The sequence below is a fragment of the Streptomyces sp. NBC_01012 genome, assembly GCF_045162755.1.
Lineage (GTDB): Bacteria > Actinomycetota > Actinomycetes > Streptomycetales > Streptomycetaceae > Streptomyces.
In genome coordinates this window covers 1,745,820-1,761,388 of sequence record NZ_CP108688.1, presented here as the reverse complement: position 1 = coordinate 1,761,388, position 15,569 = coordinate 1,745,820, and the positions used below count along the sequence as shown (strand labels likewise).

General features: G+C 70.8%; 17 protein-coding genes. 12 read left to right on the top strand and 5 right to left on the bottom strand.

The window, feature by feature from the left end; all coding sequences use genetic code 11:
• Positions 1 to 52 precede the first annotated feature (52 nt).
• Both OG623_RS07640 and OG623_RS07635 read left to right on the top strand, forming a co-directional pair.
• Positions 53 to 913: an LLM class flavin-dependent oxidoreductase gene (locus tag OG623_RS07640; protein WP_406151723.1), complete on the top strand. Its 861-nt coding sequence runs from the start codon at positions 53 to 55 to the stop codon at positions 911 to 913.
• 2 nt (positions 914 to 915) lie between these two features.
• Positions 916 to 1,446, top strand: a complete 531-nt coding sequence (locus OG623_RS07635; protein ID WP_406145445.1) for a nucleoside deaminase — start codon at positions 916 to 918, stop codon at positions 1,444 to 1,446.
• Between the two features lie 219 nt (positions 1,447 to 1,665).
• On the opposite strand, the gene OG623_RS07630 is transcribed toward OG623_RS07635, so the two are convergent.
• Positions 1,666 to 2,442 (bottom strand): VOC family protein, encoded by a 777-nt coding sequence (locus tag OG623_RS07630; RefSeq protein WP_406145443.1) that lies wholly within the window; start codon positions 2,440 to 2,442, stop codon positions 1,666 to 1,668.
• A gap of 235 nt (positions 2,443 to 2,677) precedes the next feature.
• Between OG623_RS07630 and OG623_RS07625 the strand changes: the two genes are divergently transcribed.
• Positions 2,678 to 3,505 (top strand): sulfurtransferase, encoded by an 828-nt coding sequence (locus OG623_RS07625; RefSeq protein ID WP_406145442.1) that lies wholly within the window; start codon positions 2,678 to 2,680, stop codon positions 3,503 to 3,505.
• A 70-nt stretch (positions 3,506 to 3,575) separates the two neighbouring features.
• On the opposite strand, the gene sepH is transcribed toward OG623_RS07625, so the two are convergent.
• Positions 3,576 to 4,640 carry a septation protein SepH gene (gene sepH, locus OG623_RS07620; protein ID WP_406145440.1) on the bottom strand — a complete coding sequence of 355 codons (1,065 nt, stop codon included), beginning with the start codon at positions 4,638 to 4,640 and terminating at the stop codon, positions 3,576 to 3,578.
• A 485-nt stretch (positions 4,641 to 5,125) separates the two neighbouring features.
• On the opposite strand from sepH, the gene OG623_RS07615 reads away from it, so the two are divergent.
• On the top strand, positions 5,126 to 6,193 hold the full coding sequence (locus tag OG623_RS07615) for a hypothetical protein (protein WP_406145438.1): 1,068 nt from the start codon (positions 5,126 to 5,128) through the stop codon (positions 6,191 to 6,193).
• A 34-nt stretch (positions 6,194 to 6,227) separates the two neighbouring features.
• Here OG623_RS07615 and OG623_RS07610 read toward each other — a convergent pair whose 3' ends face one another.
• Positions 6,228 to 7,547 carry a D-arabinono-1,4-lactone oxidase gene (locus OG623_RS07610; protein WP_406145436.1) on the bottom strand — a complete coding sequence of 440 codons (1,320 nt, stop codon included), beginning with the start codon at positions 7,545 to 7,547 and terminating at the stop codon, positions 6,228 to 6,230.
• A gap of 128 nt (positions 7,548 to 7,675) precedes the next feature.
• Between OG623_RS07610 and OG623_RS07605 the strand changes: the two genes are divergently transcribed.
• Positions 7,676 to 8,800: a ferrochelatase gene (locus OG623_RS07605; protein WP_406145434.1), complete on the top strand. Its 1,125-nt coding sequence runs from the start codon at positions 7,676 to 7,678 to the stop codon at positions 8,798 to 8,800.
• Positions 8,801 to 8,871: 71 nt separating this feature from the next.
• On the top strand, positions 8,872 to 9,672 hold the full coding sequence (locus OG623_RS07600; RefSeq protein WP_406145433.1) for an inositol monophosphatase family protein: 801 nt from the start codon (positions 8,872 to 8,874) through the stop codon (positions 9,670 to 9,672).
• Between the two features lie 100 nt (positions 9,673 to 9,772).
• Here OG623_RS07600 and OG623_RS07595 read toward each other — a convergent pair whose 3' ends face one another.
• Positions 9,773 to 9,946, bottom strand: a complete 174-nt coding sequence (locus OG623_RS07595) for a hypothetical protein (RefSeq protein ID WP_167359495.1) — start codon at positions 9,944 to 9,946, stop codon at positions 9,773 to 9,775.
• 382 nt (positions 9,947 to 10,328) lie between these two features.
• Between OG623_RS07595 and OG623_RS07590 the strand changes: the two genes are divergently transcribed.
• From OG623_RS07590 to OG623_RS07575, 4 genes are all read left to right on the top strand, one after another.
• Positions 10,329 to 10,982, top strand: a complete 654-nt coding sequence (locus OG623_RS07590) for a response regulator transcription factor (protein WP_385033062.1) — start codon at positions 10,329 to 10,331, stop codon at positions 10,980 to 10,982.
• Between the two features lie 7 nt (positions 10,983 to 10,989).
• Complete coding sequence (locus OG623_RS07585) at positions 10,990 to 12,231, top strand: sensor histidine kinase (RefSeq protein WP_406151721.1); 1,242 nt, start codon at positions 10,990 to 10,992, stop codon at positions 12,229 to 12,231.
• Positions 12,232 to 12,635: 404 nt separating this feature from the next.
• Complete coding sequence (locus OG623_RS07580) at positions 12,636 to 12,932, top strand: DUF4193 domain-containing protein (RefSeq protein ID WP_003965732.1); 297 nt, start codon at positions 12,636 to 12,638, stop codon at positions 12,930 to 12,932.
• A gap of 12 nt (positions 12,933 to 12,944) precedes the next feature.
• A complete protein-coding gene (locus tag OG623_RS07575; protein ID WP_406145432.1) occupies positions 12,945 to 13,901 on the top strand; it encodes a hypothetical protein in 957 nt (318 codons plus the stop codon).
• A 41-nt stretch (positions 13,902 to 13,942) separates the two neighbouring features.
• On the opposite strand, the gene OG623_RS07570 is transcribed toward OG623_RS07575, so the two are convergent.
• The gene (locus tag OG623_RS07570) at positions 13,943 to 14,398 is read right to left on the bottom strand and encodes a DUF3093 domain-containing protein (protein WP_406145431.1); all 456 of its coding nucleotides are present in this window, start codon (positions 14,396 to 14,398) and stop codon (positions 13,943 to 13,945) included.
• 58 nt (positions 14,399 to 14,456) lie between these two features.
• Between OG623_RS07570 and OG623_RS07565 the strand changes: the two genes are divergently transcribed.
• A complete protein-coding gene (locus OG623_RS07565) occupies positions 14,457 to 15,041 on the top strand; it encodes a PaaI family thioesterase (RefSeq protein ID WP_406145430.1) in 585 nt (194 codons plus the stop codon).
• Entirely contained in the window at positions 15,041 to 15,568 is a 528-nt protein-coding gene (dut, locus tag OG623_RS07560) for a dUTP diphosphatase (protein WP_406145428.1), read from the top strand. Before OG623_RS07565 ends, dut begins: the two co-directional genes overlap by 1 nt.
• Position 15,569 lies beyond the last annotated feature (1 nt).

The window sequence follows — 15,569 nt, the reverse complement described above, 5'->3', positions numbered from 1 at the left end:
GGCACTCGTCGGTAACTCCACATCGATGTCCATGAGTTGTTATTCTCGGAGCATGCGGATAGGCGTAAATGTTCCTAACTTCGGCCCAGGCGCGACCCCGGACAATCTTGCCCGGTGGGCCGAAACAGTGGAAGGTCTCGGCTTTGACCTGTTGATGGTCTCCGACCATGTCGTGATCACATCGGATGTCGCCGAGCAGTATCCCGCCCCGTTCTACGAGCCGTTCACCACGCTCGCCTGGCTGGCCGGAATCACGACCAGGATCCAGCTGGGCACCACGGTTCTCATCCTGCCCTACCGGCACCCCCTGCTGACCGCCCGAATGGCGGCCAACCTGCATGAACTCTCCGGCGGACGGCTTATTCTCGGGGTCGGTGTCGGCTGGGCGCGGGAGGAATTCGAGGCGCTGGGAGTCCCCTTCGAAAAGCGCGGCGCACTGACCGACGAACACCTTCGGGAACTACGCACCGCATGGGACGACGAAGCCGACTACCGGAGCGGGCAGATTCCGATCTGGGTCGGCGGCAACAGCGATGTCGCAATGCGTCGGGCGGCGCGTCTCGGTATGCCATGGCATCCACTGCGTTTCACACTGCCCTGGTTCCTTGAGGCGGTCGACCGCCTCAAGGATATTGCGGCCGAACTTGAGAGGCCGGTGCCCGATCTGGTGCCGCGCATCACTTTGCGGCTCATGGAAAAGCCCGTTGTCCACCCGGACCGCCGTGCCGGCGAAGGCACCATCGAGCAGATCTTCGACGACATCGAGCAGTTGCGCCTCGCCGGTGCGGAAACCGTGCTGCTCGACCCCTACAACGGTGACCCGGAAGAGACCCTCAGGCCCGAGTCGGCCTGGCAGGCCCTGGCCACCGTGGCCGCGCACCGGGCGCACCGATACCCCACAGAGACGGAGTGACAGTGGCCGACGACGACCTTCCCGAGGGAGACGGCGGTCGCGCCGCAGGCGTCACCGAAGCCGACCTGGCCTATCTGCGCCGCTGCGTGGAACTCGCGGCCGAGGCGGTGGACGCCGGCGACCGGCCGTTCGGCTCCGTACTCGTCGACGCGGACGGCAAGATCCTGGCCGAGGACCGCAACCGCGAGTCCACCACGGGTGACCCGACCAAGCACCCCGAGTTCGAACTCGCCCGCTGGGCCGCCACCCATCTGAGCCCCGAGGAGCGGGCCGCGGCGACCGTCTACACCTCGGGTGAGCACTGCCCGATGTGCGCGGCCGCGCACGGGTGGGTCGGACTCGGCCGCATCGTGTACGCGAGCTCGTCCCAGCAGGCCCGGGACTGGAAGGCGGAATGGGGCGCGCCCACCACCTCGCCCCTGAGCCCGCTGTCCATCCGGGACGTGGTCCCGGCCCAGGAGACGGCCGGCCCCGTTCCCGAACTCGCCGCCCAGATCAAGGCGTTGGCCCTCCGCGCCCGTACGGCGAGCTGACAGGGAGAGCTCCGGGGCCCGGCAGCGGATGTTCTCAGCGCGGCCGAGACGTCGGTGCGTCCCACGATCCACAGCGGGATCCCGATACTCAGCAGGTTCATGTACATCGTGAGGATCGCGTTGATCCCGGCGAAGAACGCATGTGCCCGTCTTCTCCGAACAGGACGCGAAGACATCGCGCGCCGACGGCGGGGCGTGACGCAGCGGGGTGGCCCGAGGTCAGCTGCCGGGCGGCCGCACGATCGTGAACACCGCACCCTCGGGGTCCGCCACCGTGGCCAGCCGCCCGCTGGAACCCTCCCTCGGCGGCTGGAGCACATGCCCGCCGAGCTCCACGACGCGTGCCGCCGCCTCATCCGTGTCGGCGACCTGGAAGTACGTCATCCAGTGGGGGCCGCGGTCACGCGGCAGGGCGTGCCCCACGCCGTGCAGGGCGGCCACCGGGCGGCCCTGGATGTGCAGGGTCTGGTAGTCGAAGTCGGCGGAGACGACGGCCTCGGTCTCGAACCCGAACACCGCCTGGTAGAACTTGGCGACCGAGGCGGTCTCCCGGGTCAGGAGCTCGTTCCACACGGGAGTGCCCGGTGTGCCCGCGAGAGCCGCACCGAGGTGCTCGGCGGGCTGCCAGGCACCGAAGACGGCACCGGTCGGGTCGGACGCCACCAGGAGGCGGCCCGCGTTCCCGGCGACGAGGGGGCCGACGGCCACCGTTCCGCCGCAGGAGCGGATCGACTCCGCGGTGGCATCCGCGTTCTGGGTGGCGAAATAGGTCGTCCAGGCGATCGGGAGGTGCCGGTCGGGCGGCAGCTGACCGATACCGGCCACTTCCTTGCCGCACAGCAACGCCCGGACATACGGCCCCAGCTGCTCGGGTCCGGGCCGGAACTCCCAGCCGAACAACTGGCTGTAGAAGTCCTCGGTGGCGGTCAGACCGTGCACGATAAGACTCACCCAGCACGGTGCTCCAGGCAGGCGCCGGGTGGCAGCCTCGGTCATCTTCTCTCTCCTCGCACCTTCGGGTGGCCGTACGGGGGCGGAGCCCGCACGGTGTCCGGCGGTACGGATACGAGTGCGTACGCTCCGTGCAGATGCTCGCACCACTGAGGCCCGCAGGCACCCCGGCCGCGCCGCGTTTTCCGGCTTCCCATCAGGCCGAAGACCGTTTTGATGGGGTACATCCACTTAGCGGATACGTCACCGGTCGGGCCGCCGCTGCGCGAGGATGGCATCCATGAAGCCCATCATCACCGCATCCGAATACGTGAGCGAGTCGGCGGGGCCGCGTCCGCCGGTCCTCCTGGACGTCCGCTGGCAGCTCGGCGGGCCGGACGGCCGCACCGCATACGAGGCAGGGCACATCCCCGGGGCCGTGTTCGTCGACCTCGAATCCGAGCTCTCGGGACCGGCCGGCAGCGGCGGCCGTCACCCGCTGCCCGACCCGGAGGCCTTCGGGGCCGTCATGCGCCGGGCGGGCGTCGGCCAGGACACGCCCGTGGTGGCTTACGACGGCGCCCAGGGCTGGGCGGCGGCCCGAGCATGGTGGCTGCTGCGCTGGACCGGGCACGACGACGTCCGGGTGCTGGACGGCGGCCTCGCCGCATGGACGGGCGAGCTGACCACCAGCGTCCCGGAGCCCGCCCAGGGCGACTTCAGGCCCCGGCCGGGCGCGCTCGCCCTCCTCGACGCCGACGGGGCCGCGAAACTCGCCCGCTCCGGTCTGCTGCTCGACGCCCGGGCGGCAGAGCGCTACCGGGGGGAGGTGGAGCCGATCGACCGCGTCGGCGGCCACATCCCCGGGGCGGTGTCCGCCCCGACCACGCAGAACGTCGGCGAGGACGGGCGCTTCCTGCCCGCGGCCTCGCTCGCCTCCCGCTTCTCCGCCCTGGGCGCCGACGCGGGCACCCAGGTCGGCGTCTACTGCGGCTCGGGCGTCTCGGCCGCCCAGGAGGTGCTGGCGCTGGAGCTCGCGGGACACCCGGCCGCCCTGTACGCGGGGTCCTGGTCGGAGTGGACGGCGGACACCTCCAGGCCCGTCGCCACGGGCCCGGACCCGGACTGACGCGACAGAGCGAGGGCCCGTACGCGGCTGCGTACAGGCCCTCCTCGTGTCACAGGTGCCGGGCTTTCCCTCAGTCCTGCTTCTTCCGGCGGGTACCGAAGACGATCTCGTCCCAGCTCGGCACCGCGGCTCTGCGGCCCGGACGCACGCCGTCCGCTTCGGCCTGGCGGTCCGTCGTCCCGGTCAGCCGGTCGCGGTGACCTGCCACCGCGCGCGGCATCAGCACATCGGCGTAGGCAGAACCCGCACCGGCGGACGCCGCCGCGGCCGGGGGCTCGTCGGCCTCGGGCTCCTGCTGCGGCGCGGGCTCGATCGCGGGCGGCTCGGGCTGCGAAGGACGCTCAGGGACGACCATGTCGCCACGGAAGCTCGGCACCGCCTCCAGCAGGCTGGTCAGCGAATCGCGCTCGCCCGCCGACACACCGCTGACGCGCTCCTCCGGCTCCGGCGCCGGGGGAGCGGGGCGCTCGGTCTGCCGGTCGAGCGCGCGGTCCAGGGGCCGGTCGCGCGGCAGCCGTGCGATCCGGGGCACGAACGGGAAGCTCGGCTCGGGAGCCGCGACATCGTCGGTCTCACCGATCAGCGAACGCGCCTCTTCGTCCAGCGCCTGTACGAGCCGCCGCGGCGGGTCGTACGTCCAGCTCGCGGCGTGCGGTTCACCGGCGACGCGGTAGACGAGGAGGACCTCCCAGGTGCCGTCGTCCCGGCGCCAGGAGTCCCACTGGACGGTTTCCCGATCGGCTCCGCGCAGCAGCAGCCGCTCCTGCACCGCCTCGCCGAGCTGGGGTCCGGTGTTCTCACCGGGACGGCGCACAGGAGTCTTCCGGGCGCGCTCGGCCATGAACGCACGCTCCGCGAGCACCGGGCCCTCGAAGCGGCGCACCCGGTCCACCGGGATGCCGGCGAACTGGGCGACCTCCTCGGCGGAGGCGCCGGCGCGTATACGCGCCTGGATGTCACGCGGGCGGAGATGGCTCTCCACCTCGATCTCGATCTGGCCGAGCCGAGCGCGGTCGTTGCGCACGGCGGCACGCAGCCGCTCATCGATCGGAAGCGTGTACTCCGTGCTGTCCGCAGCTTTGAGCACCAGTCGTGTGCCGTCGTTTGAGACGGCCACGACACGCAGTTCGGGCATGGGAACCTCCCGGGTGGTGCCTGCCGACGTCACGTGCGTCGCTGCTTCCGCTAGTCGAGTGTGACCTGCCCGGCTTCAGCCTGCCACAACCTTGCCAAGTTACCCGCGTGTCGGGCGTTGGCCCTGGAACGCCACGATGACACGGTCACTGTTCGCGACGTGCAGCGACCGGGGGGTCACTCCATGCAGCGGGCGTCCGTGCGATGCCGCGGCGCCGCCGGTTCGAGTGCCGTCCTTCGGCCCCCTCCCGTCAGTCCCGGATACCCATGTGGGAGTCCGGCCCCAGGGCTCGCCACAGTACTCCATTCGGGCCACCGGGGTGGACCGGCGCGCCGCCGAAGTTCTCACCGGGTACGGGAGTTGGGTCGTCCCGATGCCCGCGACGCGTTAGCTGCTTCACACAATCTCCAGAATCGGAACCATCTAGTTCGCTCAAATGTCCTTTCCTGGTGCAAGGTGGGGTAGTTGTCTAGCAGGGGCTGATCATGGTTCAGAAGCCGCAGAATGATGCGGAACGCAAAGAAAGGCGCATAGATCTGAGCCTCCCGCAGGTCGCGGGCAGTGCGGTCGCGGCAGTCGCGGCGGCGGTCATGGCCTCGCAGCTCGGTGTGTACGGAACCATCGCCGGCGCCGGCGTGATGAGCGTGGTCGCCACCTGCGGCGGCTCGGTCTTCCAGCACTTCTTCCGTCGTACCGGGGAACAGATCCGCGAGGTCACCGTCCAGGTGAAGAGCCCGGCCGGCCGCCAGGTGAGCGTCCGGACGAGGGAGACGCCTCTCGGATCGCACCAGCCGCACCAGCCGCACCAGCCGCACCAGCCGCACCAGCCGCAGGACGACGCGACGCGGGTCCTGCGCGAGGTCGGCGTCGAGGACGACGCCACGCGGATCCTGCGCACGGCGGGGTCCGGCACCGACCGCACCACGCTGCTCGGACAGGTCCGGCCGGGCGAAGCGCGTCCGGGCGGCAAGGATCCGGGAGCCCCGCCGGACCCGCGTCCGGGCGACGTGCTCATGGACGACTCCTACTCCGACGCCCGTACGCACGGCACCCGCGTCCGCGGCTGGAAGCGGTCGGCCCTCGCGGCCACCGGGGTCTTCGTCCTGTCGATGGCCGGCATCACCGTGTACGAAATGGTCTCCGGGCACGACCTCGGGGGCAACGGAGGCACGACCATCGGCTCCGTCGTGAGCGGCGAGCGCCACGGGGGCACGACCACACCCTCACCCTCGGACAGCACGGACCGGAAGGACGACGGCAGCGACGGGGACCAGAAGGACGACGGGGGCGTGCCCGGCGGCGGGGCCACGACCTCGCCCGGTACCGACGAGGGCACGGGACACAGCACCGGACCCGACCCCACGGCCACCGACGGCGCGGTCACCGGCCCCACCCCCACGCCCTCGGCATCCGGCGGTGGCACGACGCCGGACACCACCGCCCCGACCACTCCGGGCGACGCGGCCACCACACCGGCCGCACCGGACCCGACCGGTGCGGGCGACGCCCAGGAACGCCAGGGCGGGGCGGCCGAGTCCGGAACCGACGGGTGAGCCTCCCCGACGGCGTACGCGAAGGCCCGGGGGCTCAGTCCCCGAGCACGCGGCGCAGGTAGTCGTTGGCGAAGAGCCGGTCGGGGTCGAGGCGGTCGCGTACGGCGGTGAACTCTCCGAAGCGGGGATACACCCCGGCCAGATAGCCGGAGTCCCGGGTGTGGATCTTGCCCCAGTGCGGGCGGCCGGCGTAGCCCGTCATGATCCGCTCGACGGCCGTGAAGTACGCCTGGTGCGGTGTGCCCCGGTACATGTGCACCGCGATGTACGCGCTCTCCCGGCCCGAGGCCGTGGAGAGCGCGATGTCGTCCGCGGGCGCCGTACGGACCTCCACCGGGAAGCTGATGCGCAGCGGCGAGCGCTGCACCATGGCCTTGACCTCGCGCAGGGCCTCGACCACGGTCTCGCGCGGCAGGGCGTACTCCATCTCGACGAAGCGCACCCGCCTCGGGCTGGTGAAGACCTTGTACGGGATGTCGGTGTACGTACGGGCCGACAGGGCGCGGCTGGAGATCCTGGCGAGGGACGGGATGGCCCCGGGGACCGTACGGCCGAGCAGACAGGCGGCCTGGAAGACGCCGTTGGACAGGAGCTCGTCCTCGATCCAGCCGCTGACCCGCCCGGGCGGAGCGGCGGGGCCCGCGCTGCGGTTGTTGCGCTTGGTGTTGCAGTTACCGGTGTGCGGGAACCAGTAGAACTCGAAGTGCTCGTTCTCCGTGACCAGCTGATCGAAGTCGGCCGTGACCCGGTCGAAGGGCATCGGCTCCTCGCGGGCCGTCAGCAGGAAGACCGGCTCCACCGCGAACGTGACCGCCGTGACCACACCGAGCGCCCCCAGGCCGATCCGGGCCGCCGCGAAGACGTCCGGGTGCTCGTCGGCCGAGCAGCGCAGCACCGTCCCGTCGGCCGTGACCAGCTCGAGCGCGCGGATCTGCGCGGAGACCGACGCAGAGTCGCGGCCGGTGCCGTGGGTGCCCGTCGAGGTGGCCCCCGCGACCGTCTGCTCCATGATGTCGCCCATGTTGGTGAGGGAGAGCCCCTCCCGTGCGAGCACGGCGTTGAGCCGCTTCAGCGGGGTGCCGGCCTCGACCGTGACGGTCATCGCCCGGCGGTCGATGTCACGGATGCCGGTGAGCAGATCCGGGCGTATGAGGACCCCGTCGGTCGCCGCTGTCGCGGTGAACGAGTGGCCGGTACCGGCCGGCTTGACCCTGAGGCCGTCCTCCGACGCTCTGCGGACCACCTCGGCGAGCTCGTCGACCGAGGCGGGTGACTCCACACGTGTCGGCCGGGCGGTGACGTTGCCCGCCCAGTTGCGCCAGGTGTGCGCCGTCCGTGCGTAGGTGTCGGTCATCTTCCGCGCGCCTCCCGCCACGGCCGGGAAGGCAGGATCCCGGCCAGTTGGAGGGGGATCTTACTCACGGCCTCCTGGGCAGTAACCCAGGGAGTGGTCCGCGAGCACGAGGTGGCAGGATCGGGGGCATGTCCGATCTGCGTGATCCCGCTCCCTACGACGCCCTGCTGCTGCTCTCCTTCGGCGGTCCCGAAGGCCCCGACGACGTGGTCCCGTTCCTGGCGAACGTGACGCGCGGCCGGGGCATCCCCGAAGAACGGCTCAAGGAGGTCGGCAAGCACTACTTCCTCTTCGGCGGCGTGAGCCCGATCAACGCGCAGAACAGGGCGCTGCTGGACGCGCTGCGCAAGGACTTCGCCGAGCACGGCCTCGACATCCCGGTGTATTGGGGCAACCGCAACTGGGCCCCGTACCTCACCGACACCCTCCGCCGGATGATCACGGACGGCCACCGCCGGATCGCCGTGCTCGCCACCAGCGCCTACGCCTCGTACTCCGGCTGCCGTCAGTACCGGGAGAATCTCGCCGATTCGCTGTCCGCCCTGGAGGCGGAGGGGCTCCCGGTGCCCCGGGTGGACAAGCTGCGGCACTACTTCAACCACCCCGGCTTCGTACGGCCCATGGTCGACGGCGTGCTGGCGTCGCTGGCCGAGCTGCCCGAGGACGTCAGGGCGGGTGCGCACCTCGCGTTCAGCACGCACTCCATCCCGACCTCGGCCGCCGACACCTCTGGGCCGGTGGAGACGCACGGCGAAGGCGGCTCCTACGTGGCCGAGCACCTGGACGTAGCCCGGCTGATCACCGAGGCCGTGCGCGAGGAGACGGGCGTCGACCACCCGTGGCAGCTCGTCTACCAGTCGCGCAGCGGCGCCCCGCACATCCCGTGGCTGGAGCCCGACATCTGCGACCACCTGGAGACGCTCCACGGCGACGGTGTCCCCGCGGTCGTCATGGCCCCCATCGGCTTCGTCTCGGACCACATGGAGGTGCTGTACGACCTCGACACCGAGGCCACGGCCAAGGCCGCCGAGCTCGGACTGCCGGTGCGCCGATCGGCGACGGTGGGTGCCGACCCGCGGTTCGCCGCCGCGGTGCGCGAGCTCCTGCTGGAGCGGGCCGCCGCCGAGCAGGACCGCCCGGTCGCCCCGTGCGCCCTGGGCGCGCTCGGTGCCTCCCACGACCTCTGTCCGGTGGGCTGCTGTCCGGCCAGGGTCGCCAAGCCCGCCGCCGCGGGAGCGGACAGCCCGTACTAGTGCCGCGGCACGCAATCCGTTCCGGCCGTCGACCAGCGGTTTCCGGCCCCGTGAACCACCTCTGGAGCGTTGTGACCGACCCCCTCCTGTCCGAACTCCTCGACCTCGCCCTGGAGGCGGCCCGCCGGGCGGGCGCGCTGCTGCGTGACGGCCGTCCCGCCGACCTCGGGGTGGCCGCGACCAAGTCCAGCCCGATCGATGTCGTCACCGAGATGGACATCCGGGCGGAGAAGCTCATCACCGGCTATCTCTCGGAGCAGCGCCCCGCCGACGGCTTCCTCGGCGAGGAGGGCGCCAGCGTCGAGGGCACCAGCGGCATCCGGTGGGTCATCGACCCGCTCGACGGCACGGTGAACTATCTCTACGGTCTGCCGACCTGGTCCGTCTCCATCGCCGCCGAGCGCGACGGCGAGCGGGTCGTCGGTGTGGTCGAGGCCCCGATGCGGCGCGAGACGTTCCACGCGGTGCTCGGCGGCGGCGCGTACGGGAACGGCGACGCGCTGCGCTGCCGCCCCACCGCCCCTCTCGACCAGGCGCTGGTGTCGACCGGGTTCAACTACGTCACCGAGGTCCGCACCCACCAGGCCGCCGTGGCCCAGCAGCTGATTCCGCGGCTGCGTGACATCAGGCGCGGGGGTTCGGCCGCCGTCGACCTCTGCGACCTGGCGGCGGGCCGCCTCGACGGGTACTACGAGCGGGGACTGCACCCCTGGGACGTCGCGGCCGGCGATCTCATCGCCAGGGAGGCGGGCGCCCTCACCGGAGGACGGCCCGGAAGGCCCGCGGACGGAGACCTGACGGTCGCGGCGACCCCCGGAGTCTTCGAGCCGTTGCAGGCGATCCTCGACGAGCTGGGCGCCTGGCACGACTGACGTCAGTCCTCCCGGGGCCGCCGTGGTCCCAGGAGGCCCGTCGGCACGAGAAGAGGGCCCCGGAGAGCCTTGACGGCTTCCGGGGCCCTCCCATGGCGGCTCAGACGCTCGTGGCGCTGATTTCCACTCCGTGCTCGGCGGCGAGGCGGTGCAGGTCGTCCAGCTCTCCCTGCTCGACATCCGCGAGGAAGTCGTCACCCGTCTCGCGAGCCCTCGTGAGGTCGGACTCGGTGGTCTTGATTCGTTGCAGCAGACCTGCGGTGAAAGCGTCCATGAAGCGCCCCCTCGTCGTGGGTCGGTGGCACGGGGGTGTGCCCGGTGGTTCTCCGGCCGGGGGGCCGGAGCGCGGTTGGTCACGCAGCCCTCCGATCACGCAGTCCCTCTGGATGCAGGACGGGCTGTGGTACGCCACATGCAGGGCGTGATCGCGGGGTGTGAGAGCGTCCTCCCCGGCGTCGGCCCGCGAGAAACCTCAACTGGCCCAGGAATCCGTTCAATTCCCTGGAGCGGCGGACCGTGACGCGCCGTCTTACCGCCGGTTTATGCGCGTTACGGGCAGGATGGACGCGCACAGTCGGTGCGCTGACGTGCGACGAGCGGCCGGAACGAGGGCCGCTCGCCGATTTTTTCTCGAAGATCTACGGAAGGACTACGCCGTGCGCGTACTCGTCGTCGAGGACGAGCAGCTGCTCGCCGATGCGGTGGCGACCGGGCTCCGCCGGGAGGCCATGGCCGTCGACGTCGTGTACGACGGGGCGGCGGCCCTGGAGCGGGTCGGGGTGAACGACTACGACGTCGTCGTGCTGGACCGGGACCTCCCGGTGGTGCACGGCGACGACGTCTGCCGCAGGATCGTCGAGCTCGGCATGCCCACCCGGGTGCTCATGCTGACCGCGTCCGGCGATGTCAGCGACCGGGTCGAGGGCCTCGAGCTCGGTGCGGACGACTACCTGCCCAAGCCCTTCGCCTTCAGCGAGCTGACGGCGCGGGTGCGCGCCCTGGGGCGGCGTACGACCGTGGCGCTGCCCCCCGTCCTGGAGCGGGCCGGCATCAAGCTCGACCCGAACCGCCGCGAGGTCTTCCGGGACGACCAGGAGATCCAGCTGGCTCCGAAGGAGTTCGCCGTCCTCGAGGTCCTGATGCGCAGCGAGGGCGCGGTCGTCTCGGCCGAGCAGCTGCTGGAGAAGGCATGGGACGAGAACACCGACCCCTTCACCAACGTGGTGCGGGTGACGGTCATGACCCTGCGCCGCAAGCTCGGTGAGCCGCCCGTCATCGTCACCGTCCCCGGCTCCGGATACCGGATCTGAGGGCATGATGGCAGCTTCCCCGTCCCCCACGAGGACACCCCCGAAGCCGACCTGGGAACCCAAGGCCCAGGAGTCCCCGTACCCCTGGCTGCGGCCGACCATCCGCATACGGCTCACCCTGCTGTACGGCGGCATGTTCCTGATCGCGGGCATCCTGCTGCTGTCGATCATCTACATGCTGGCGGCCCAGGCCCTGCACGACGCGGGCGGCCCGGCCTTCCAGGTCTCCGGCACGAACGTCCAGATCTCCAGCGACACCTGTCCGCAGCTCGGCTCGGCCCAGAACAACGGCCAGCTGAACGAGGCGATCAAGAACTGCACCGCCGCCCAGCGCCAGCACGCGCTCGACTCCCTCCTGAACAGGGCGCTGCTGGCCCTCGTCGGCCTCAGTGTCATCGCCTTCGCCTTCGGCTACGCCATGGCGGGCCGCGTCCTGTCCCCGCTGGGCCGGATCACCCGCACCGCCCGCAGGGTGGCCGGGACGGACCTGTCCCGCCGGATCGAGCTGGACGGCCCCGACGACGAGCTGAAGGAGCTCGCCGACACCTTCGACGAGATGCTGGACCGCCTGGAGCGCGCCTTCACCGCCCAGCAGCGCTTCGTGGGGAACGCCTCGCACGAGCTGCGCACGCCCCTCGCGATCAACCGCACGCTCCTGGAGGTCCATCTCTCCGATCCGGAGGCCTCACCCGAGCTCCATCAGCTCGGCAAGACGCTCCTGGCCACGAACGAGCGAAGCGAACAACTGGTCGAAGGGTTGTTGTTGCTGGCCCGCAGCGACAACCAGATCGTCGAGCGCAAGCCGGTGGATCTGGCCGAGGTCGCCGATCGCGCCATCGACCAGACCAGGGCCGAGGCGGCGGCGAACGGGGTCGAGGTGCGTGGCGAGCGGAGCCAGGCGGTCGTCCAGGGCAACGGGGTGCTCCTGGAGCGGATCGCGCTGAACCTCGTGCAGAACGCCGTGCGCTACAACGTGGCGGAGGGCGGCTGGGTCGAGGCCACCACCGAGCTCCAGCACGGTCAGGCGCTCCTGACCGTCTCCAACACCGGTCCCGTGGTGCCCGCCTACGAGATCGACAACCTCTTCGAGCCGTTCAGACGGCTGCGTACGGAGCGCACGGGCAGCGACAAGGGCGTGGGGCTCGGCCTGTCGATCGCGCGATCCGTCGCGCGGGCCCACGGAGGCCGTATCATCGCGGAGCCCCGCGAGGGTGGTGGTCTCGTGATGCGCGTCACCCTTCCGGTCTGAGACGCTTCACGGTGTGAAGCCGCATTGGATCGCTCTGTTCGCTTTGGGCGGAATTTTCGAGCCTCGCTCCCGTTCTGTCCCTGTGTGATCGATCACAGGAGCGATTTCGGGGCTCTCCACTCTCCGTGATCACAATTCTGCACGAAAGCCTGGAAACGTCCGGGTTTCCGGGGTGCGATATCACGGGAAGTACACGGGGTGGCGCCCGTGAACTGCAGCAATCGGACCGTGTACGGTCCCCATCGCCACCCAAGCTGATCGCTCATGAGGGATCCGGTTGGGTGTCGATTGAGTAACAGACCTTGATGTGAGGCAAAATCTCCGCCTCGGGTCGGGCACAAGTCCGGCCTCTCACGCGTTACGTGCGCTGAGACACCGCAGACACCCATGAGGGGGAGAGCGACATGGCAACGGATTACGACACCCCACGAAAGACCGACGACGACGTCGATCAGGACAGCCTCGAAGAGCTCAAGGCTCGTCGGAGCGACAAGACGGCATCCGCCGTCGACGTGGACGAGTTCGACGCGGCAGAAGGACTGGAGCTCCCCGGAGCCGACCTGTCCAACGAAGAGCTCGCCGTGCGGGTCCTGCCCAAGCAGGCCGACGAGTTCACGTGCATGAGCTGCTTCCTCGTGCACCACAGGAGCCAGCTGGCACGCGAGAAGAACGGCCAGCCCATCTGCCGCGACTGCGACTGAGGGCCTCCGGCCGTGGCAGGCGACACACCGTTCCGGAAGCGGCGCTTGCGGCGCACGAAGTCGTCGGAGGCACATCAGGGCGGCACAGGCCCGGCGGAGGGCGAGAGCCCCACTGCCGCGCACCAGGCCGCCCTGCCTGCCTCTCCCGGCACACCTGACGACGAGCGAGGCCGTCCGGCCTCGCTCGAAGCCGTGAGGGCGGCGGATTCCTCACCCGCGCCCACGCAGGACGGACCGGCAGGGTCCCCGAAGGACTCCGGTCGCCTGCACACACTGAAACGAGGCGTGAGCAGGAGCAAGGACGGCGCCTTAGCCGTGGTCGGCATGGTGGCCGACCGCATCATCGACATGGCGCCCCGTGTCCCCGTGCGGGACCTCGCCACCCTGCGCGCGCAATTCCCGGAGCTGGGCCCCGAAGAGCTTGCCGACAAGCTCGTCGCGGGCGCCCGCAAGGCCACCGCCACCGTCGGCGCGGGCATCGGGGCGGCGGCGATGATGCCCGTACCGCCCGCCATGCTCGCCGAGCTGGCGACCGAGATCACCGGAGTGGCCGCCGTCGAGATGAAGCTCGTCGCCGAGCTCCACGAGGTCTACGGCCGCAGACCGCCGGGCAATATCGGCCAGCGCAGCGGCGCGTATCTGACGGCATGGACGGAAGAGCGCGGCATCGACGTCTCACGCCCCACCACGCTCAACGCGGCGCTCGGCGGGCAGATGAAGCGCGAACTGCGCCAGCAGATCATGAAGCGCACCGCGCGCGACCTGCCGAATCTCATCCCGTTCATGATCGGTGCCGCCGTCGGCGCACTGATGAACCGACGGGACACCGGAAGGCTCGCCGACCGGGTCAGGAAGGACCTGCGACAGCGGCAGATCCCCTGGGACCGCCTCCCCGAGCTTCCCCCGCTCGAACAGCCCGCGCGGCCCGCCGAGGAGCTCCCCGAGGGCCTGGACGACCCGGGCCGCTGACCCCCGGGGTGCTTTTCTCCCCGGATCGGGCAGGCGCCGGATCAGGCAGGTACGGGCGCGAGAGCCGCCACCAGAGCCTGCGGCTCCCTGGTCGACAGATAGACGTACGGCGTCGGGTCCGCCGGATCCGTGACCTTCACCCGCACCGCCGTCGGGATGTAGCTGCGCAGCAGCATGAACGCCCGGGGATCCGCCTTGTACGAACGCCAGGCGCGTGCCTCGTCCCCGTCCAGCACCTCGGCGTCACCGAGCGCCTCCAGGGGGATCCGGGCATCGCCCGCGACGAGGGAGCCCGCCACGACCCGGATGCGCGCGGAGCCGTACGAGCTCACGCCCACGCACGCCGCGGCCGTGCCCGCGACCAGGCCGCCGAGCATCGGAACGGCGCCCAGCGGCAGGAACATCAGCGCGCACGCGACGCCGAGCCCGAATGCGATGAGCCACCACGAACGGGGCGCGGTGAGACGTTCGTCGAAGGGGGGTGCGGAAGGCTGCATGAAGGCAAGCTTGGCACGGCGTGCCCCGGGATCGGCCGCGCGGGTAAGGTCTGCGGCTGTGAGTGGAACATCTGCACGCCTGACGCCCCCGCCCGGAGCGGCGAAGCCCGTCCGCCATCCCGACGCTCCCGCACCGGGTGAGCTCCTCGGGTCGCACTACGAACACTGTTTCGGCTGCGGTGGCGGACAGCCGCACGGACTGCATCTGCGGACGACGGCCGGCGAAGGCGTGAGAGTCACCGCCGAATTCACCGTGAAACCCGCCCACCAGGGCGCTCCCGGACTCGCGCACGGCGGTGTGCTGGCCACGGCGATGGACGAGACGCTCGGCGCGCTGAGCTGGCTGCTGCGGGTGATCGCGGTGACCGGCCGGCTGGAGACCGACTACGTCCTGCCGGTGCCGGTGGACACGGTGCTCTTCCTGGCCGCCGAGGTCACCGCCGTGAAGGGCAGAAAGATCTACAGCCGTGCGACGGCACGCATAGGCAGCCCGGAAGGGCCCGTCGCGGTCCGTGCCGAGGCCCTCTTCATCGAGGTCAAGGTGGACCACTTCATCGACAACGGGCGGCCGGAGGAGATCCGGGCCGCGATGTCCGACTCCGACCAGGTCAGGCGCGCCCGCGCCTTCGAGGTGAACCCCTGATGCGCCACCCCGTCGACGTACTCATCCGCCGGGTCGACCCGGACGTGCCGATTCCCGGTTACGGGCACCCGGGCGACGCCGGGGCCGATCTGGTCACCACCGAGGCCGCCGATCTCGCCCCCGGCGAGCGGGTGACGCTGCCCACCGGGGTGTCGATCGCGCTGCCCGACGGCTACGCGGCCTTCGTGCACCCCCGTTCGGGCCTCGCGGCCCGCTGTGGAGTGGCCCTGGTGAACGCACCGGGGACGGTCGATGCCGGGTACCGTGGAGAGATCAAGGTCATCGTGGTCAATCTCGACCCACGCGAGACCGTGAGATTCGAACGGTTCGACCGGATTGCCCAACTGGTCGTCCAGCAGGTCGAGAAGGTGCGCTTCCACGAGGTGACGGAACTCCCCGGCTCGGCGCGGGCCGAAGGGGGCTTCGGATCCACCGGCGGTCACGCCGCAGTGGACGGCGTCACGGGCGGTAACACCCAGGGTGGGAACAGCTACGCTTCGGTCGTATCCGACCGGGAAGGACATTGAC

Bases quoted from the DNA above. Each gene is read 5' to 3' on its own strand.
- OG623_RS07630 (WP_406145443.1), bottom strand. From the start codon at position 2,442: ATGACCGAGGCTGCCACCCGGCGCCTGCCTGGAGCACCGTGCTGGGTG.
- sepH (WP_406145440.1), bottom strand. From the start codon at position 4,640: ATGCCCGAACTGCGTGTCGTGGCCGTCTCAAACGACGGCACACGACTG.
- dut (WP_406145428.1), top strand. From the start codon at position 15,041: ATGCGCCACCCCGTCGACGTACTCATCCGCCGGGTCGACCCGGACGTG.
- OG623_RS07615 (WP_406145438.1), top strand. From the start codon at position 5,126: ATGGTTCAGAAGCCGCAGAATGATGCGGAACGCAAAGAAAGGCGCATA.
- OG623_RS07610 (WP_406145436.1), bottom strand. From the start codon at position 7,547: ATGACCGACACCTACGCACGGACGGCGCACACCTGGCGCAACTGGGCG.
- OG623_RS07570 (WP_406145431.1), bottom strand. From the start codon at position 14,398: ATGCAGCCTTCCGCACCCCCCTTCGACGAACGTCTCACCGCGCCCCGT.
- OG623_RS07640 (WP_406151723.1), top strand. From the start codon at position 53: ATGCGGATAGGCGTAAATGTTCCTAACTTCGGCCCAGGCGCGACCCCG.
- OG623_RS07605 (WP_406145434.1), top strand. From the start codon at position 7,676: ATGTCCGATCTGCGTGATCCCGCTCCCTACGACGCCCTGCTGCTGCTC.
- OG623_RS07595 (WP_167359495.1), bottom strand. From the start codon at position 9,946: ATGGACGCTTTCACCGCAGGTCTGCTGCAACGAATCAAGACCACCGAG.
- OG623_RS07585 (WP_406151721.1), top strand. From the start codon at position 10,990: ATGGCAGCTTCCCCGTCCCCCACGAGGACACCCCCGAAGCCGACCTGG.
- OG623_RS07580 (WP_003965732.1), top strand. From the start codon at position 12,636: ATGGCAACGGATTACGACACCCCACGAAAGACCGACGACGACGTCGAT.
- OG623_RS07625 (WP_406145442.1), top strand. From the start codon at position 2,678: ATGAAGCCCATCATCACCGCATCCGAATACGTGAGCGAGTCGGCGGGG.